Source organism: Pelotomaculum schinkii (assembly GCF_004369205.1).
Lineage (GTDB): Bacteria > Bacillota > Desulfotomaculia > Desulfotomaculales > Pelotomaculaceae > Pelotomaculum_C > Pelotomaculum_C schinkii.
Window position 1 is genome coordinate 353,406 of record NZ_QFGA01000001.1, and the last position, 17,125, is coordinate 370,530.

Annotated in this window: 17 protein-coding genes and 1 riboswitch; of the genes, 10 read left to right on the forward strand and 7 right to left on the reverse strand. The window is 47.8% G+C overall.

Translation table 11 applies throughout. The annotated features are described in order from the left end of the window. Positions 1 to 375 precede the first annotated feature (375 nt). Positions 376 to 1,839 (forward strand): IMP dehydrogenase, encoded by a 1,464-nt coding sequence (guaB, locus tag Psch_RS01745; RefSeq protein WP_190238943.1) that lies wholly within the window; start codon positions 376 to 378, stop codon positions 1,837 to 1,839. Between the two features lie 39 nt (positions 1,840 to 1,878). Here guaB and Psch_RS01750 read toward each other — a convergent pair whose 3' ends face one another. Beyond that, the gene (locus Psch_RS01750) at positions 1,879 to 2,505 is read right to left on the reverse strand and encodes a GNAT family N-acetyltransferase (protein WP_190238944.1); all 627 of its coding nucleotides are present in this window, start codon (positions 2,503 to 2,505) and stop codon (positions 1,879 to 1,881) included. Between the two features lie 288 nt (positions 2,506 to 2,793). Between Psch_RS01750 and Psch_RS01755 the strand changes: the two genes are divergently transcribed. Next, a complete protein-coding gene (locus Psch_RS01755; RefSeq protein WP_134218325.1) occupies positions 2,794 to 4,194 on the forward strand; it encodes a phage-shock protein in 1,401 nt (466 codons plus the stop codon). A 177-nt stretch (positions 4,195 to 4,371) separates the two neighbouring features. After that, a complete protein-coding gene (locus Psch_RS01760; RefSeq protein WP_190238945.1) occupies positions 4,372 to 4,836 on the forward strand; it encodes a CAP domain-containing protein in 465 nt (154 codons plus the stop codon). Positions 4,837 to 4,923: 87 nt separating this feature from the next. Here Psch_RS01760 and Psch_RS01765 read toward each other — a convergent pair whose 3' ends face one another. Beyond that, positions 4,924 to 5,376: a hypothetical protein gene (locus Psch_RS01765; protein ID WP_190238946.1), complete on the reverse strand. Its 453-nt coding sequence runs from the start codon at positions 5,374 to 5,376 to the stop codon at positions 4,924 to 4,926. A 176-nt stretch (positions 5,377 to 5,552) separates the two neighbouring features. Between Psch_RS01765 and Psch_RS01770 the strand changes: the two genes are divergently transcribed. From Psch_RS01770 to Psch_RS01785, 4 genes are all read left to right on the forward strand, one after another. Continuing rightward, positions 5,553 to 6,131, forward strand: a complete 579-nt coding sequence (locus tag Psch_RS01770) for a hypothetical protein (protein WP_190238947.1) — start codon at positions 5,553 to 5,555, stop codon at positions 6,129 to 6,131. Between the two features lie 62 nt (positions 6,132 to 6,193). After that, positions 6,194 to 6,409: a hypothetical protein gene (locus Psch_RS01775; RefSeq protein WP_190238948.1), complete on the forward strand. Its 216-nt coding sequence runs from the start codon at positions 6,194 to 6,196 to the stop codon at positions 6,407 to 6,409. Between the two features lie 219 nt (positions 6,410 to 6,628). After that, a riboswitch (cyclic di-AMP (ydaO/yuaA leader) is annotated at positions 6,629 to 6,862 on the forward strand. Between the two features lie 6 nt (positions 6,863 to 6,868). After that, entirely contained in the window at positions 6,869 to 7,615 is a 747-nt protein-coding gene (locus Psch_RS01780; RefSeq protein ID WP_190238949.1) for a CAP domain-containing protein, read from the forward strand. A gap of 212 nt (positions 7,616 to 7,827) precedes the next feature. Further along, positions 7,828 to 9,012: an aminotransferase class V-fold PLP-dependent enzyme gene (locus Psch_RS01785; protein WP_190238950.1), complete on the forward strand. Its 1,185-nt coding sequence runs from the start codon at positions 7,828 to 7,830 to the stop codon at positions 9,010 to 9,012. A gap of 55 nt (positions 9,013 to 9,067) precedes the next feature. Here Psch_RS01785 and Psch_RS01790 read toward each other — a convergent pair whose 3' ends face one another. From Psch_RS01790 to Psch_RS01805, 4 genes are all read right to left on the reverse strand, one after another. Next, positions 9,068 to 10,021 (reverse strand): acyl-CoA dehydratase activase, encoded by a 954-nt coding sequence (locus Psch_RS01790; RefSeq protein ID WP_190238951.1) that lies wholly within the window; start codon positions 10,019 to 10,021, stop codon positions 9,068 to 9,070. Positions 10,022 to 10,043: 22 nt separating this feature from the next. Beyond that, positions 10,044 to 11,147: an acyl-CoA dehydratase activase-related protein gene (locus Psch_RS01795; RefSeq protein ID WP_190238952.1), complete on the reverse strand. Its 1,104-nt coding sequence runs from the start codon at positions 11,145 to 11,147 to the stop codon at positions 10,044 to 10,046. Continuing rightward, positions 11,135 to 12,136, reverse strand: coding sequence for an acyl-CoA dehydratase activase-related protein (locus tag Psch_RS01800; protein WP_190238953.1), 1,002 nt, complete (start codon positions 12,134 to 12,136; stop codon positions 11,135 to 11,137). The genes Psch_RS01795 and Psch_RS01800 overlap by 13 nt, the downstream gene beginning before the upstream one ends. Before the next feature lie 186 nt (positions 12,137 to 12,322). Next, positions 12,323 to 12,766, reverse strand: coding sequence for an Hsp20/alpha crystallin family protein (locus Psch_RS01805; RefSeq protein WP_190238954.1), 444 nt, complete (start codon positions 12,764 to 12,766; stop codon positions 12,323 to 12,325). 196 nt (positions 12,767 to 12,962) lie between these two features. Between Psch_RS01805 and Psch_RS01810 the strand changes: the two genes are divergently transcribed. Beyond that, a complete protein-coding gene (locus tag Psch_RS01810; RefSeq protein ID WP_243123923.1) occupies positions 12,963 to 13,511 on the forward strand; it encodes an NUDIX domain-containing protein in 549 nt (182 codons plus the stop codon). 58 nt (positions 13,512 to 13,569) lie between these two features. Here Psch_RS01810 and minC read toward each other — a convergent pair whose 3' ends face one another. Beyond that, positions 13,570 to 14,199, reverse strand: a complete 630-nt coding sequence (minC, locus tag Psch_RS01815) for a septum site-determining protein MinC (protein WP_190238955.1) — start codon at positions 14,197 to 14,199, stop codon at positions 13,570 to 13,572. A gap of 289 nt (positions 14,200 to 14,488) precedes the next feature. On the opposite strand from minC, the gene galT reads away from it, so the two are divergent. Then, on the forward strand, positions 14,489 to 15,538 hold the full coding sequence (gene galT / locus Psch_RS01820) for a galactose-1-phosphate uridylyltransferase (RefSeq protein WP_190238956.1): 1,050 nt from the start codon (positions 14,489 to 14,491) through the stop codon (positions 15,536 to 15,538). After that, the gene (gene glgA, locus Psch_RS01825; RefSeq protein ID WP_134218312.1) at positions 15,531 to 17,024 is read left to right on the forward strand and encodes a glycogen synthase GlgA; all 1,494 of its coding nucleotides are present in this window, start codon (positions 15,531 to 15,533) and stop codon (positions 17,022 to 17,024) included. Before galT ends, glgA begins: the two co-directional genes overlap by 8 nt. Positions 17,025 to 17,125: the final 101 nt, after the last annotated feature.

The following is a 17,125-nucleotide window of genomic DNA, read 5'->3' on the forward strand; positions in this document are numbered from 1 at the left end:
GAGGCTTTTTTTGGGCGGCGCCGTCAGGGTAGCCTTGACTGCCGGGGGCCACACGCATGGTATAATGGGAGAAACGACGGGTTCGCTATCTTTGTAGACATGTTCCCGGAGCCACCCCGTCGGCATGTTTTATCAGACCATGCGTGGGGGTGGCAGTCAAGGCCGCCGCCACCGTGTTTTAAATTTTTTGCAATCTATATCGTGTCAAATTTATAACCTGGTTGAGTTGCATTGGAAATTATCGGATACGACCCACTTTAACTTGACAGCATCATATGTCCATATAGGTAATGCAGATCCTTGTTGACTGTGCTATAATAGACGGAATATATCGCTTTAAATTGCCGGCCTTGCCGGTGGAGGGGGTAGAAATCAATGCGGCCGGAAAAATTTGATAAAATCGGCTTAACCTTTGATGATGTTATGATTGTCCCGGCAGCCTCGGAAGTCCTGCCTAGGGAAGTCGACACGGTTACCAGTCTTACGAGAGAGATCAAGTTAAATATTCCTCTAATGAGCGCAGGTATGGACACGGTCACAGAATCCAGAATGGCCATCGCTATCGCTCGGGAAGGCGGAATCGGTGTTATTCACAAGAACATGACTTCTGAACGACAGGCCCTTGAGGTTGACCGGGTCAAACGCTCAGAACACGGGGTAATCTCGGACCCCTTCTACCTGTCTCCTGATCACCCCGTAAGCGACGCGCTGGTACTGATGGAAAGGTACAGGATCTCCGGTATTCCGGTCACGGTTAATGGGAAACTGGTTGGCATTTTGACCAACCGCGACCTTCGCTTTGAGCTTGATTTCACTAAAAAAATTGGTGAAGTTATGACCAAAGACAACCTGGTAACAGCGCCTGTGGGGACAAACTTGAATCAGGCCAAAGAAATTCTGCAGAAGTATAAAATCGAAAAGCTGCCGATAGTTGACGAACATTTTAACCTAAGAGGCCTAATAACCATCAAAGATATCGAAAAGTCCCGCCAGTATCCTTACTCCGCCAAAGACAAACGTGGCCGCCTGCTGGTAGCTGCGGCAGTCGGTGTCACGGCGGATACCCTTGCCAGGATCGAGGGCCTGGTAAAAGCCGGTGCGGACGCAATAGTGGTTGATACGGCGCATGGTCACTCCCGGGGAGTAATTGATTTGGTTTATAAAATAAAACAAAAACACCCGGAAACCGCGATTATAGCCGGCAACGTCGCTACCGCCTCAGGAACCCGGGCACTCATTGAGGCGGGCGCTGACGCGGTCAAAGTTGGGATCGGACCCGGTTCCATCTGTACCACCCGGGTGGTTGCCGGAATCGGCGTTCCACAGATTACGGCTATTTATGACTGCGCCCAGGCGGCGGCAGCTTACGGAATTCCCATTATTGCTGATGGCGGCATTAAATACTCCGGGGATATAACCAAGGCCATCGCGGCGGGAGCAGATGCTGTAATGCTTGGAAGCGTTCTGGCCGGTACGGAAGAAAGCCCCGGGGATATTGAAATATACCAGGGGCGCAGTTACAAGGTATACCGCGGTATGGGTTCACTGGCGGCGATGAAGGAAGGCAGCAAGGACCGCTACTTCCAGGAGCAAACGGAAAGCGATAACAAGCTGGTGCCTGAAGGGGTTGAAGGAAGAGTACCCTTTAAAGGGTCCCTCTCCGATACGGTGTATCAACTGATTGGCGGACTAAGAGCCGGCATGGGTTACGCGGGCTGCGGGAATATCTACGAGTTGAAAACAAAAACACAGTTTATACGCTGCACTCCGGCAGGGTTGAAAGAAAGCCACCCCCACGATGTGGTCATAACCAAGGAAGCCCCAAACTATAGTCTCTAAGCAAAAAAAAGCCTGCAGTTTCACGCTGCAGGCTTCTTTTTATATTTTATATCCGCTATCCTCGAATAGCATGTTGTCAAACTTCATGTTATCCTCACAGCTTACATTTGCCCCTACCCGAACCATTAAAACATTAGCCGGGTGTTCAACAATATCGGGGTCGTCAGTGTCCCGCCTGCTCAAGCCTACCGAGCCAAAAAGTCTGGCCAGCATTTTTTGGTACATAAACAGGTCCAAACCACTCGATTTTAAGTCCCAATGCCAGCAAAACTCAACGGTAACGATAATGTGGTTTTCCATAACCGGATTGCTGAACGCTTCCCGCAACAGCGCAACTCCAATTCCGCGTTGCCGCCAGTCAGGGCTGATCTCAATACCGCCGAGCTCTAAAACTGCGGGGTGTTTGCTCCACCGGCTAAAACCATCCGGGTAGTGGAAAGTAACATAACCGGCGATCTCACGACCATACCTGGCAATATAGACCATGCCCTCGGGCAGCCTGGCAATAGCTGCCAGGGCTTCCTTCTGTTTGGCAGGCGGGCGGAAAACAGTCAGCTTATTATTCATACTAAGCTCTTCAAGTTTTGCTGCTTCCAGAGGACCTTCTATTAATATTTCTCCCAGGGAGGTCTTTAGCGATTCGACTGCGCAACATGCTGTGCTCATACAGGCTCCCCCCACAAGACATTTGAAAACCCCCGGTTACCATTGGAAATTGAATATCGACCATTCAGGGTAAATATTTAACCTTTCACAATTATTATATGCATGTGGGACTTTCTAATCAATAATAATATTCGCTCATGTCCCTATTTCATGGAGCAAACGGATATTGTTGAATAATGCAGGAAATAATTTACAATTATTTATTTACATTAAAAGGAAACTACTTTTCCATGATGAATTAATAAGTACAGTTACAGTAATAAGCACAAGGAAGGTGAACTTTTAAAAATGGCCGGTAAATTAAATTCCCTTACAGACGTTTTAAAGAAAACATTATTCTTTTTCGAAGCCCTGTCAGTAGGCGAGCTGGCTCCACACGTCCACAGGAGGATGCTCAAAGATTACACCCTGCAGCAGGTGGAAGAAAAGGTAAAACTTTGCCTCAAACAAAATGAATGCTTTTACAGGGAAAAAGAATACTGGCGTTTAAACCTTGAAGGCAATAAAGACAACGATCAATTTTACTCACTGCTGCTCAAAAAAGGCCAGCCTCAAAGCCTCCGGGAAATATCCAAAAATATAAACGTGAAAAGAAAAAAGGTTAAGAAGCTTTTTTCGGAGGAAGCCGGCCTGATTTCAGACGGAAGATTTATCCAATTGGAAAACGGGTACTGGGGTTTAACTGAGTGGGAAGTTGAAACCAGCCACTACTCTCTGAAAAACTTGGTTATAAAGGCTATGAAGATTCATCCCGGCGGCCTTTCTATTCAGCAATTGCACCAGTTGTTGAATACCTGGCGGGAAACCGACAGCAAGACGCTTGAAGGGGTCCTCAATAAGTTTCCATATTTTGAAACAGTGGGGGAGGGCGTCTGGAGCTACAATCCAACGGTAAGGGTTGTCTATGAAGAACTGCTCAAGAAATTCCTAAGCATGATCGACAGGCAAAAACAAAGATGGCATCGCGACCGGAATAACTGGAAAAACAAATCGGCCCTTTTGCAAAACAACCTGGAGGAAGTTATGGCCGGGCACAGGGAGGTGGCGGCAGCTCTGGCTGAAAAAATGGAACTGACCAACCAGCATGATTACCTCCTGACACAGATGGCCGAAAAGGACTTGCTGCTTTCCCTGCGAAAAAGAGAAATTTTCCGTTACCGGGAGCATATCAATAAGCTGGAGTCCAAGTCCAACAGCATTCTATACCAGTGCCGGCTTTGGGTGAAACGCGCAAGGGAGGCGCAGGAGGAAATTACCAGGCAAAAAGAACTCCTGGCCAAAAACCAGGGGAGTCTGGAGGGTCTTTTTACCAAGCTTCAGCAATATAAGGAAAAAGATAGGGAAAACAAGGTGAGGATCTCCGAGTTGAAGGAGCAGCACAGCACCAGGGTGGCCGAGCTTCAAACAGAAATTGTAGAATTGAAACAAAAGATCGAGCGGATACGCGAGATGTCGGCAATAGAAGAACGCCGGCTCCATGAAGAAATCAACTCACTGAGCAATGACTTAAAAAAATCTCTCAGAGTTGAAGAGGAACAGCAGCGTTCATTCCTGATGGCCCAGCAAGAATTGGCAGCAGCCAAAGAGGACTGCCAGGAAATGGAATATCAACTGAGAAATCCTTTGGTCAGAATGGTCATCAAAATATGTTCTTTCTTAAACCGGAAGCATGCTAAAACAACCATATAGAACTATCAATATTGGCGCATAACGCTGCGCAGAGGAAAGAGAATGTCAAAGCTGCTATGACAATAAAGAGGGAAATACCTGGCAGTAACAAAAATATCCTGATACAGCATAGTATGGATTGGTAAGTAATGGATTGCTTATGTTAAAATCCATAGCATCTGTATGGGAGGGCCGTTTTTGCGACGATATGACAGCATGATATCCTTTGTCCCCATAGTTCAATTCAGTTGCAATCCTGATGATCTGGAATTAAACGCTGACGAAATATTGCTGTTGAGCAAGGTCAACGAGGAAAGAGCTATGTCCGGTTTACCACTGTTGTCAGTCAACCAGAAATTGGTTGAGTTAGCCCGTATAAAAAGTAATGAAATGTTCGAAGAAAATTATTTCAGCCATATTTCACCAGCCTACGGTACTGCGCTTGACATGGTAAAAAGAAGTGGTATAACGGCCAGGGTCATGGGCGCCGAAAATATAGCCAAGGCTAAAACAGCCCTGCGGGTTCATACCTTGTTAATGAGCAGCAGGGAGCACAGAGACAATATTTTGAACCCTCTGCATGATACAATCGGCATTGGAGTACACAGGAGCGTGTATGGGGTTATTGCAACCCAACTCTTCCTTGGCACACTAGATAAGTAAAAGCCTGCTAATGTAACAGGCTTTTGCTTATTTGTTTTCCTTGGTAATTCAGTCGAGCCGGCCACCGACCGGAATTATTTTCTTCTTTCAGGTGAACTGGTATACCGGCAGCCCGTCCTTAGTGGCTCCGGGGAATGCGCCAACCCTAACGAATCCTTCTTCCTCCGGTTTTCCTACCGGTTGAAGCTGCTGTCCCCAATATTCATGCCCGTACTGATAGGTCTCAGGAACCGGCAGGTAGGGAGCAGCAACCGGACGGTGGTGTTTGAATTGAAAAACCCCGGGCGCTACCTCTTGAAAACGGGAGTGTTTATACGGCGCCACTGGCTCCAGAGTCTTATCCTTAACCGGCTCACCCTTTGACTGGCCAGCTTGCTTCTCTTCTTCAACTGTACGATCTGTAACTGCAATAACTTTATTTTCCTCACCAGCTGCATCTTTGCTGGGTTTTTTTTCAGGCTCATCCTGGATAACGCCTTCTTTGGACTGACTTTCCCCAGTAAACTGCTGGCGGTAATAAAAGTATGGTTTCCAGTTCACAGCCTCTCACCTCCTAAAGTATAGTATGCAAAAGTTTACCAAGAGGTAAATAGTTTAAACTAAATTCCAAAAGCTTCACCAATTTATATATACTGACATATTTATGAACTAAAAATATAATTATACGGGACTAACGGTAATCCGGTCTATTGTTAGTTCCCTAAGGAGGTTAATTTATGGAAACTGAAGGCTTAAGGCCATTCCCCCCATTTGAGACCGTTTGCATTGAAGTCCCGAAGGTATACGATTTCTGCTTTCAGGCAGAACGCCGTGAAAACGTCTGCACGCCTTTAGGTAAATGCTGTCCGCCTGAAGGCGCCACGGTCAACTGTATCATCAACTCTGCCGTTTGTTCTGAAGTTGGCAGGAGCACACCCGATCAAACAGGACGGGCAAATGTCACTTTCGCTGTAACGGTCACTTATACCCTGCAGGTCCTGGATGCCGGCGGAATGATAGTTTGCGAGTTTGAAGACCTGATGTTCAGCTTCACCAAAACTGTAGTTCTCTGCGCACCGGTTGGTACCTTTACCAACTGTGAAATTGTCAGTTCCGCATGTACCTGCCTGATTCTCGGCAACCAGATTTGCTGTACTTTCGATCTTTGCTTGGTCATCCAATCCCTGGCTATAGTCAAATTGCTTATACCAAGCTTCGGATTCTGCACGCCGGCCATGTGTGAACAGGTTTCGCCCCAACCCCCGTTCGTCTGTCCGCCTACTCTATTCCCGCCGCAGTGCAAACCGCTCTGCTAAAGAAAGGGGCCGGGCATAACCCCCTTCCCTTCCGGATTGGCATGCACGCAAGGAGGCAAAGGATGTTGCTATATCAGACGCATTTTACTGTAACGGGTCTGGGCGATTTAGAAAAAGTAAATAAGATGAAAAAGACCATTTTATGCCTAGAAGGGGTTAATAAGGTAGAAATAACAGGACTGAACAGGGTAAGTATAACCTATGACCCCACTAAAACAATACCCGGTGTATTCAGTTCTATTATGAGCAGCTTAGGTTTAAGAGCGCCAGGTGGATGAGGAAAGTGCTAGACACGGTAGTTGCCGGGTAGAAAAAGGTTTGGGCTTTTAGAAAAAGCCCTTTCTTTATTTTTCAAATAAATATTACCATCTTACTTTAATTTTCAACTTCTTATATCTATATGGAGATAAAAATATCTCATTAAACTATAGACTCATTCATCGTTTGAAAACGATTTTGTCTATATTGATCATAAAAAATATAATCTGACAGTAATAGTATTAAAAATGCCGAATCCCAGTAATATTTATACTGGGTACGGGGGAACCAATTACTTGGGGTGAATCCCATTTGCGCCATGCGTGTAATATTAGTGTGAAAGAGGACAAGCCTGCCCGTTATTTTTGGTTGAGAGTAGCCATGGGGCGCCACGACACACTAATTTGGCAAAATGGGTAGGGTATCTTTCACCGAACCCGCCAGCTAACCCCGGAGGCGCTAAGAAAGGGGCAATCCTGTTGACAAGCATCAAGCGTTTACTGTTCGTACTCGTCCCTTGTTTATTATTAATTTTGGTCGCCGTACCGGCAGCTATGGCAGCGCCATCAGATCAAGGTGAGGTAAGTTCAAACTGGGGCGATATTTATGGCTACAATGATTACTATGGTTACGGCAATCCAACCGCTACAAATGAGGCCGTACTTGCCGCGACACCAACAACTGCCGCAACGAACCCGCTTCAGTCTTATTGGAACAAGTACTATGGAACTGGATTTAACCAGAAACCGGTCACTACTACACCAACTACACCTACGACCCCAACAACTCCAACAACTCCAACAACTCCTACGACACCGACCACCCCTTCCGGGACCAGCGGATTAACAGCCGACGAGGCGCTTATGTTCGATCTGGTCAACCAGGAAAGGGTAAAAGCCGGACTGCCGGCTTTCACACTCGATCAAAAGTTGACGGAACTGGCCAGGATGAAAAGTCAGGATATGTACCAGAACAATTATTTCAGCCACACATCACCAACATATGGCTCAGCCCTAAACATGGAAAGACAAGCGGGCTATTCGGCCAGGGTCATGGGTGCGGAGAACATCGCCAAGGCGGCGACAACGACACGGGCACATGAACTCTTTATGGGCAGTGAGGGGCATAAAGCCAACATTCTCAATCCCCTCCACGACTCAATTGGTATAGGCGTCACCAAATCAGGCAGCGGGGTAGTTGTCACCCAACTGTTCAGTGGCGACTAAACAACTGACTAAGATTAAAACCTAGAAATTTTATAATCATTATTCTTCAGGATTCTTCAGGCACGCGAGAGCGTGCCTGTTTTTTTTGCTGCCTCCACAGGGAAATAGAAACGAATCATATGATACAGAATAAAATATAGTTATACCAAACAGAATAAACCCTGCCAGCTTTTGAATGAAAACAGGGCCTGGACCAAGAAAGGGGATACAATTTGATTTATTTCGATAGCGCGGCCACCTCCTGGCCGAAACCTTCTAAAGTCTGGGAAGCCATGGAGCACTGTATAAAATTCGTAGGAGCCAACCCAGGCAGGTCAGGACATCAAATGGCACTGGAGGCGGGACGCCTCGTAGATGAAGCCAGAGAACTTCTGGCCGCCCTGTTCAATATCAAGAATCCTGATCGTATTGTATTTACCATGAACGCGACGGAGGCGCTTAACCTTGCCATTAAAGGCTTGCTCAAGGAAGGCCAGCATGTAATCACCAGCTCTATGGAGCATAACTCGGTAACCAGGCCGCTCTATGTGTTACAGGGTAAAGGTGTCGAAGTCACCAAGGTTCCCTGCGCTAAAGACGGCTCGATCAGCGTCAAAGATATTGAGTCGGCTATTAAACCGAACACCGCTGCCGTAGTAATCACACACGCCTCAAACGTTACCGGGACGATAATGCCGATCGGTGAGATTGGCCAACTCACCAAGAAAAAGGGACTCTGTCTGATTGTTGACGCCGCTCAAACAGCCGGGGTTTTTGACCTGGATGTTTCATTCATGGGTATAAACCTGCTTGCTTTTCCGGGCCATAAAGGGCTGTACGGGCCTACCGGAACAGGTGGCCTTTATATCGACGAGAGGCTGGAGTTGACGCCCCTGAAAGAAGGAGGCACAGGCAGTTATTCAGAGGCGCCCGGACAACCGGAAGTATTGCCGGAGCGTTATGAAAGCGGCACGGTTAACTCGGTAGGTATTGCCGGATTGGCGGCAGGTTTAAAATTTATACGGATGGAAGGGATAGACAGGATTAGAAAACACGAGATGGACTTAACCAAGCGCTTCCTGGAGGGAGTTTCCGGACTGAAAGGTATCACGTTGTACGGACCGGAAGAGCTTTACAACCGCGCGCCTGTCGTATCATTCAGCCTGGAGGGAAAACCGTCCGGGAAAGTGGGGTATGCGCTGGACCAGCAATATAAAATAGCCTGCCGGGCAGGCCTGCACTGTGCGCCTGATGCGCACAGGACCCTGGGTACCCTGGAGCAGAGACTGGTACGCTTCAGTTTTTCCTATTTTAACACTGAAAAAGAAGTTGACTTTGCCATTCGTTCTTTGGCCGAGATTGCTGAGATACCGCCCGGGGAGTTTAACAAGGGCGAGGATAAATCTTGCGGCTGCTGAAATTTGGCGAAAAAACCGGTATCAAAAACTCGATTCTCATCGCCTTTTACCGGAGCTAAATTACGTCCCATTTTGCACAGCGGGATCCCCAGCGGCCAATTACTTTTTCATTCTCATAAATCTCAACTATCTCGCATACATTCGAGCACCCGTTACAGTCAAAGCTTCCAGTGCGATAGGGAAGACCGGTTACAGCAAATCCTTTAAAACTGGTACTATTACCTCCCGCTGTCTTTTCCTTGGCCAACTGCGCGGCTCCGATTGCACCCATTATATTAAAGTATTCGGGTATAATCACCGGCAAACCCAAGGCTGTTTCAAAGGCCGTCCTAATCCCCACATTGGCGGCAACACCGCCCTGGAACACCACCGGAGGTAATATTTCCTTGCCTTTGGCCACATTGTTAAGGTAATTGCGAACCAGCGCGTCACACAGCCCTTTAACAATGTCCGGGAGTCCATAACCCATTTGCTGTTTATGAATCATGTCCGATTCGGCAAAAACAGTGCAGCGCCCGGCAATGCGCACAGAGGCTTGGGAATTAAGAGCAAGTTCGCCAAAACTGGTAATGGGGATGTTGAGGCGGGCAGCCTGCTGATCCAGAAAGGAACCGGTTCCTGCGGCACATACTGTGTTCATGGCAAAATCAGTAACGATGCCATTCCTCATAATAATAATTTTGGAATCCTGGCCGCCTACCTCCAGTACTGCCTTGACATCCGGCACAAGCATGGAAGACGCGACGGCATGGGCGGTAATCTCATTTTTTATAACATCGGCGCCCACCATAACTCCTGCCAGGTAGCGACCGCTGCCGGTCGTACCTGCGCCGGCTATCTCAATGTCCGGCGGCACTGCCGCCGCCGCTTCTTTAAGACCTTCCTGGATAACCTCTATAGGTCTGCCCATGGTACGAAGGTAAAGGCCGGTTAGGACATCTCCGGCCTCGCTCATTACAACAATATTGATACTGACTGATCCGACATCAATACCTAAATATGCTTTCATAACAAGTCCTTCCTGTCACTGTTTAACCAGTTACACAATTTGTTCTCGCCTGCAGGAGTTTTTTCCTTCTCAGCAGGTCGGTAAATGCCTCCAACCGGGTAGACATGCCTGCTTTCCCGGTCTGCTCGTCCAGGAAAAAAGTAAGTACGGGAATATCATAATCCCTGCTGACCCTGGGCAGGATGGTGCGGGCGACAATTTCCGGGATGCAGGTAAAGGGGGCCAACTGGATCATGCCATCAAACCCGCGCTTGGCGCAAAGAATGGTGTTGCCGATTGAATCCCGGCCGTGTCCTCCTACCAGTTCAGGGAGATAGGGGGCGGCGGCTTCTTTGACGGTCATTCCTTCAGTTGTTTCATTCCAGGTGTTGTCCCTGGTCCAACCTGTGAGGAACATAGATCTTTCCACTTCAACCCCCAGATTGCCGAGTGTTTCTTCAATCTCCAGGTTGCTGGCAGGTTCCAGTAATACGTAGATTTCCCCAACAATACCGACCTTCAGTACCATACGTTGGGGGTCCTGCGGGATATTTTTCAGGGCTTCCAGAGCAGCCGCTTCAGCTTCCATAATTTGCGGCGTGGTGTAAGCCTGGTCAATCCACTCAAGCGCCTTGCGGTAGACCCTGGAGGTGTTGCCGCTGGTTAGTTCGCGCGGTCTGGTCACATGGCTCATTTTTTCTACGTTGTCCAAAGCCTGTAGTTTGCGCCAGGCCCGCTTTATATGGGAAATGATGCCCCTTATGGAAACACGCGCTTTGTTAAGCGCCAATACGTTTCTGATGAAGTTTAAAGGGTAATGGCGGGGTGGTTCAAATACTATCATTTTGATATCATGACCAATGTCTTTTAGGATCTTGTGATGAAGCATGGCGTATTCCCCTGCCCGGCAAGGGCCCACACCGCCTGTCGTGACAATGGTATCGGCGCCCATTTCAATACATTCCAGGTAGGTTCCCATCAGAATTTTTAGTGGAAAACAGGCAAATTCGGGTGAATACCGCACGCCAAGATCGAGCGTGCGCTTGCTGGGACGCGGGGGGGCCACCACTTCGTTGCCGAGGTCCTCCAGGAGCATTTTAAATGTTCGCCACGATTCACCCATTCTTGGAAAAGTTACTTTCGGCATGCAAGCGCCTCCTTCCTGCGCCTGACCATATCAACGAATGCCTCCAGGCGGGTGGTCATGCCTGCTTCTCCGGTTTGCTCATCAATCATCAGGGTCATAAAAGGAATATCACTGTGTTTTTTGGCTTCCATTTCGATTAATTTATTCAACAGGGAGTCAGGGCCGCAACCGAAGGCTGTTAAGTGCAGGACCCCGTCAATTTTGTTCTGGTTAAAAAGAAAGTGGGCCGCCTTGAGCGCCCTGTCACTGAAGGTCCAGAAAAGACGTTTTGGCAGGCTGCAGTTTTTCTGAAGGGCAAGTAAGGCCGGGTGAATATTTTCGGCCGTGATGACTTTAACCCCATACTTCCTTAACTTATCAATCAAATTCACGCTGATGAAACTGTCGTAAATAGCATAGGGATAACCAAGTACGGCAAACTTCAAACCGGACTTGGCAGAACCGTCAAAATCCGCCCCCCCGGCCTGGTTCTCCAGGAAATCCATGGCCTGAACGGGGCTCCATCCTTTTCTCAAAAGTCTGTTATAGCGGTGCAAAACCCCCACGGCTTTCAAATATGCAAGGAGTACCGATAGTATTGGCGCTCCCAGGCGCTTACCGATTTCAAGGTACGCTTTTACAACCGCAAAGCGGCCTTGTCTTGTATCCATGCGGACGTCGATAATAGGCGGTACATTCTTAATAGAATACCGGATCATATCGGGCAGGCCAAGAAATTTGGGACAGTAAACTGTCCTCCGGTTAAGGCAGACCACCCTTGGGATATAAAGGTAATCGACCTTGTCTTTAATATCCATAACATGACCGTAGAATAGTTTAACAGGTACACAGGCGTCAGCCAGCGCCTCACGAGTCCCTTGATCTAAAATATTTTTGGTGGTCCTGCCGGATGTCACTACCTGGACACCGAGTTCATTGAAAAAAGTCCGCCACATAGGGTAGTAAAGATAATATAAAAGAGCTCCCGGAATGCCAACCTTAATAGTCACACCGGTCACAGCCTCCTTAGTTGATATTGAGTTCTTATTACTATACTGGCTGCGGGGATGGGTTATGCCCGTTCCTTTTTCGTTTAAAATTCTATATGTCTAGGGAAATTCCTCCAGCAAAAATCAACAAAAAATGAGCCTTGACAACTAAAAAGGCCGCCACTGCCGGGCGGCCCTTTTGTTTTTTTATTGTATTTTAACCCGGTGCATTTTCTTTTGACCTCTTTCAGTCTTAGGCATCCGGATCTCCAACAGTCCGTTGTGATAGTTGGCCAGGGTTTCTTCGGGTTTTACCTCCGCCGGCAAGGGCAGCATCCTGCTAAAAGTACCATAGTATCTCTCAGAGTGGAAGATGTTATCTTCCTCAACTTCTTTAAATCTTTTCAACTCGCCTTTTAGGCTCAGTGTGTCAGGAGTTACCGCGACTTCAATATCATCCTTGGACTCAATACCGGGTAGTTCAGCTGTTGCAACAACCTCCTGATCTGTCTGGTAAAGGTCAACTCTCGGTCCAAACTGTTCGGTACCAGTCATAAGACCCCGTCTTAAAAAATTGTGATCAAAAATTTTGTTCATCTGGTTACGCAAATTGCTGATTTCCCCAAAAGGATCCCAACGTACTATACTCATTTTTTCACCCCCGGATTAATGTTTTAAATTAATATTTTGCAAATTGCTTATATTTATACCTGTATGAATGCTCGGCGCCATATAGATATTTTGATATTGAGGAACGTCTTTGCGGAGTATATTGGCAGGCATGGCAGGATAATGATACCAGTGAGGCGAATAAGTAGGAGCAAAACAATTGTGTACTGGAGTGATTATGATAAGCGATCTTACCGAAAAAGTTCTTCGCTCGAATATAATATACCGTGGTAGAATTCTAAACCTCAGGGTTGATACAGTAGAATTACCCGACGGTCGTACGGCAAAAAGGGAGATTGTGGAACACACGGGGGCCGTGATCATCGTCCCGGTAAAACAGGATGGTCAGCTGCTTCTGGTAAGACAATACAGATCCGCTACCGGCAGGACCGCCCTGGAACTACCGGCTGGGAATATCGAACCGGGAGAAGAATTGGAGTCAGCAGCCCTGCGGGAACTACAAGAGGAAACAGGTTACAAAGCTAAAGAGTTAGTCAGGTTGTGCAGCTTTTTCAGTACTCCCGGTTTCTCTGATGAGGAATTGCACCTATTCTTTGCATCAGGCTTGACCCTTCTAAACCAAAACCTTGATGACGACGAATTTGTTGAGGTGTTAACGGTACCCTGGGAAAATGCAATTCAGATGATCTGGTCGGGTGAAATCTGTGACGCCGCGTCAGTGGCCGGTATTCTGGCCGTGGACAGCTATATGAAAAACCGGCTGTGAGCAAAATGCTCCGCCGGTTTTATGGTCAAACTAGCTAAAAATCATTCTTCGCATGATCTTATTCAAAAACAAATTCCTTGCCGGACAAGCGGGCAGTACGGCAGTAACCGGCATGCTGTCCGGTAAGGTCGGGAGTAAACCTCTTGCCCGCAATGCTCAATACCGTTGGAGACAGCCGCATGGCCACCACCTTGGCGGAGCTGTTTCCATCAATACCTGCATGGATTACCCCCCGGCAGTTCCCCAACACCAGCACGTTGCCGCCTGCCATCACCTCTGCGCCAGGGTGGATATCGCCCAGTACAACGACATGTCCCGCATAAACGATACGCTGTCCCGAACGCAGTGAACGCCTGACCATGAGCGCTGCTTCACCATCACCAACCGGCGAAGGAATTGCGCTCTGGCTCTGGTACGGCCGGGCCGCTTTAGAGCGTGTCACAACACTGCCGTCAGGGTTGGGGACCATTCCGTATTGCCGGCAGATATCCTCAAGCTCATCCTTTTGGCTGGTGGGGATTTTTTGGTGCATGTCAGCTATGGAAAACTTGGCGCCGCTAAAAAACCCCCTGGCCGACTCCATCTTTGAGCGCAGTGTATTTTTGATATCTTCAAATTCCCGGCTTGGGTCAAGGACAATTACCAAGCCGTTCCTTGTTCCTTTAAAACTAACCATTTGACTGCCCAAAGGTAACCGCCTCTTTCCACAATTTTCTCAACACCTTGTTTTAATTCGATTTTGCTTGACTTAATCCTTTAAAATTCAGAAATATTATCAATAAAAAAATCGCACCCTGCATAAAAAGATCACTTTTGCGGCAATCTCAATTTAAGTGCACTTAATTGTCCCTTGTGCCCGGCAAAAACAAATGGATCAATAGCGCTACATAGCTGGTAGTAACTGGTTCACAATTGATTTTGTGGCTGACTATAATGTTTAGTGTCAAATTTAAGCTTATTTTGCGGGAGGTACTAATATGTCCGAATGGAGGAAGGACCCCATCGTTGACCGGTGGGTTGTCATCGCCACAGAACGCTCCAAACGCCCTTCCAACTACAAAGAGATCAGGGATGAAAAGAGTTCTAACGAATGCCCTTTATGTGAAGGCCACGAAAAAGAGACCCCTCCGGAAATAATCGCATATCGCGAACAGGGAACCGGCAGGGACACTCCCGGCTGGTGGATGCGGGTAGTGCCAAACAAGTTTCCCGCAGTTGACATCGAGGGCCAACCCTACCTGCAGGAACGCGGTGTTTACCAGTTCATGCGCGGGGTGGGCGCGCATGAGGTTATCGTTGAGTCAACCAAACATGAGCCCGGGCTTGATACGCAATCAGTGAAACAGGTGGAGGAGGTTGTCTGGGGCTGGCGTGATCGATCCCTGGATCTTCGCAAAGACCAAAGGTTGAAATATATTCAAATATTTAAAAACACCGGCCCCACGGCCGGCGCTTCACTGGAACACACCCATTCGCAGCTGATTGCGACACCTCAGATACCAAGCGAGGTCAATGCGGAAATAACCGGGATGAATGAATACCATAACCGCCATGGCAGATGCGCGCTGTGCGATATCATCGCGCAGGAGTTGAGGGAAGGGGAAAGACTGGTTGCTGAGAACCGGCATTTTGTCTGCTTTGCGCCTTTTGCTTCACGTTTTCCCTTTGAAACCTGGATTGTCCCTACTGAACACCAGTCCGATTTCGGGCAGATCAGAGCACAACAGGTGCAGGACCTGGCGGCTATGCTCAGGTCTGTTGTTCGCAAAATGACCTTGATGATTAAGAACATACCCTATAACATAGTGCTGCACACATCACCCGTTAACGTACAGGATGACCATGGAAATTATCACTGGCATCTGGAAATACTGCCCCGCCTGACTACTATAGCCGGTTTTGAACTGGGTACGGGATATTATATCAACCCCACCCCACCTGAGATAGCTGCCCAGGCCTTGCGAGAAATACAGGAATTCTATCCTTTACAAAAAGAATCTGAATTGGAGGTAGCCCGGTATGTTTGATCGTCCCTTAAAAATCCTGTTAGTATCCTCAGAAGTTGTCCCGTTCGCTAAAACAGGCGGACTTGCTGATGTAGCCGGTTCGCTGCCTAAGGCACTTGCTTTGGTTGGAAATGACAATGCCGGCAATGACGTCAGAGTCGTTATGCCCCGTTACCGCCAAATTGAAGGCGCTGCCTACCGTCTTGATTTTCCCGTGCACTTTAAGAACCGCTATGAAACCGCCATTATTAAAGAAAGTTCTATTGAATCTCACTACCAGGGCGCACATAAAACAATTCCCGTGTATATGGTTGAAAACTATCATTACTTTTATCGTGATAGAATGTATATGTTCGATGATGAGGCGGAGCGGTTTGCTTTCTTCTGCCGGGCTGTCCTGGAAATGCTCCCCAAGTTGGAATGGCAGCCTGATATCATCCACTGCAATGATTGGCAAAGCGGGCCGATACCACTTCTTTTAAAAACCCACTACCGCCAGGATCCTTTCTACAACCGGATAGCTACGGTTTTCACCATTCACAATCTGCAATACCAGGGTAATTTTTCGAAAGATACCTTAAAACTGCTGAACTTAGGGGAGGAATATTTTCACCCGGACCTCCTTGAGTTCTTTGGCAGCGTTAGCTATATGAAGGCCGGCATTCTGTATGCGGATATCATCAACACCGTAAGCCGCACTTATGCGGCAGAAATTCAGCGACCCGATCTGGGTGAAAGAATGGACGGGCTGCTCCGTAAGCGCTCTGCCGACTTGTTTGGCATTGTTAACGGGATTAACTACCATGAGTTTAATCCGCGGACAGATCCACGGATCCATCGCAATTTTGATCAGTTCAGCGTTTCTAATAAAAAAGAAAATAAGTTTGCGCTCCAGAAGGAGATGGGGCTGCCGGAGAGGGATATCCCGGTAATTGGCTTAATTACGAGGCTGGTTGACCAAAAGGGACTGGACCTGATCAGCGAGATAATAGACCGGCTCATGCAGGAAGATATCCAGATTGTTGTTTTAGGAAGCGGAGAACCACATTATGAACAGCTATTTGAAAATATTAAAAGCCGCTATCCTGAGAAAATAGGCTTATATATTGGATTTAACGCTATACTGGCGCAGCGGATTTACGCGGGTTCGGACATGTTCCTGATGCCGTCCAGGTTTGAACCTTGCGGGCTGGGTCAGCTGATCAGCCTTCGTTATGGAACCATACCAATAGTACGCTTTACCGGTGGTTTGGCCGATACGGTTAACGATTACAATCCCGCCACCGGTTCCGGAAACGGCTTCGGCTTCTCTGAGTATGCAGGTATGGCCCTGCTTCACTCTATAAAAAAGGCCTTACAGCTGTACCGGGAGCAACCGGAACAATGGCAGTATCTGGTTAAAAACGCTATGGAACTGGACTTTTCCTGGGCCCGCTCGGGGGTGGAATACCTCCAGCTTTATCAGGAGGCCATAACACGGCATCTGGATATGCAAAGAATTGCTTAAAAACCACAAATGCCCTTCCCGGCGGGAGGGCATTTGTGGTTTTTATCTCGTCATCTGCCTCACTGTCTCAAAAATATTGCTCGAAAAGGCTTGACTACTTA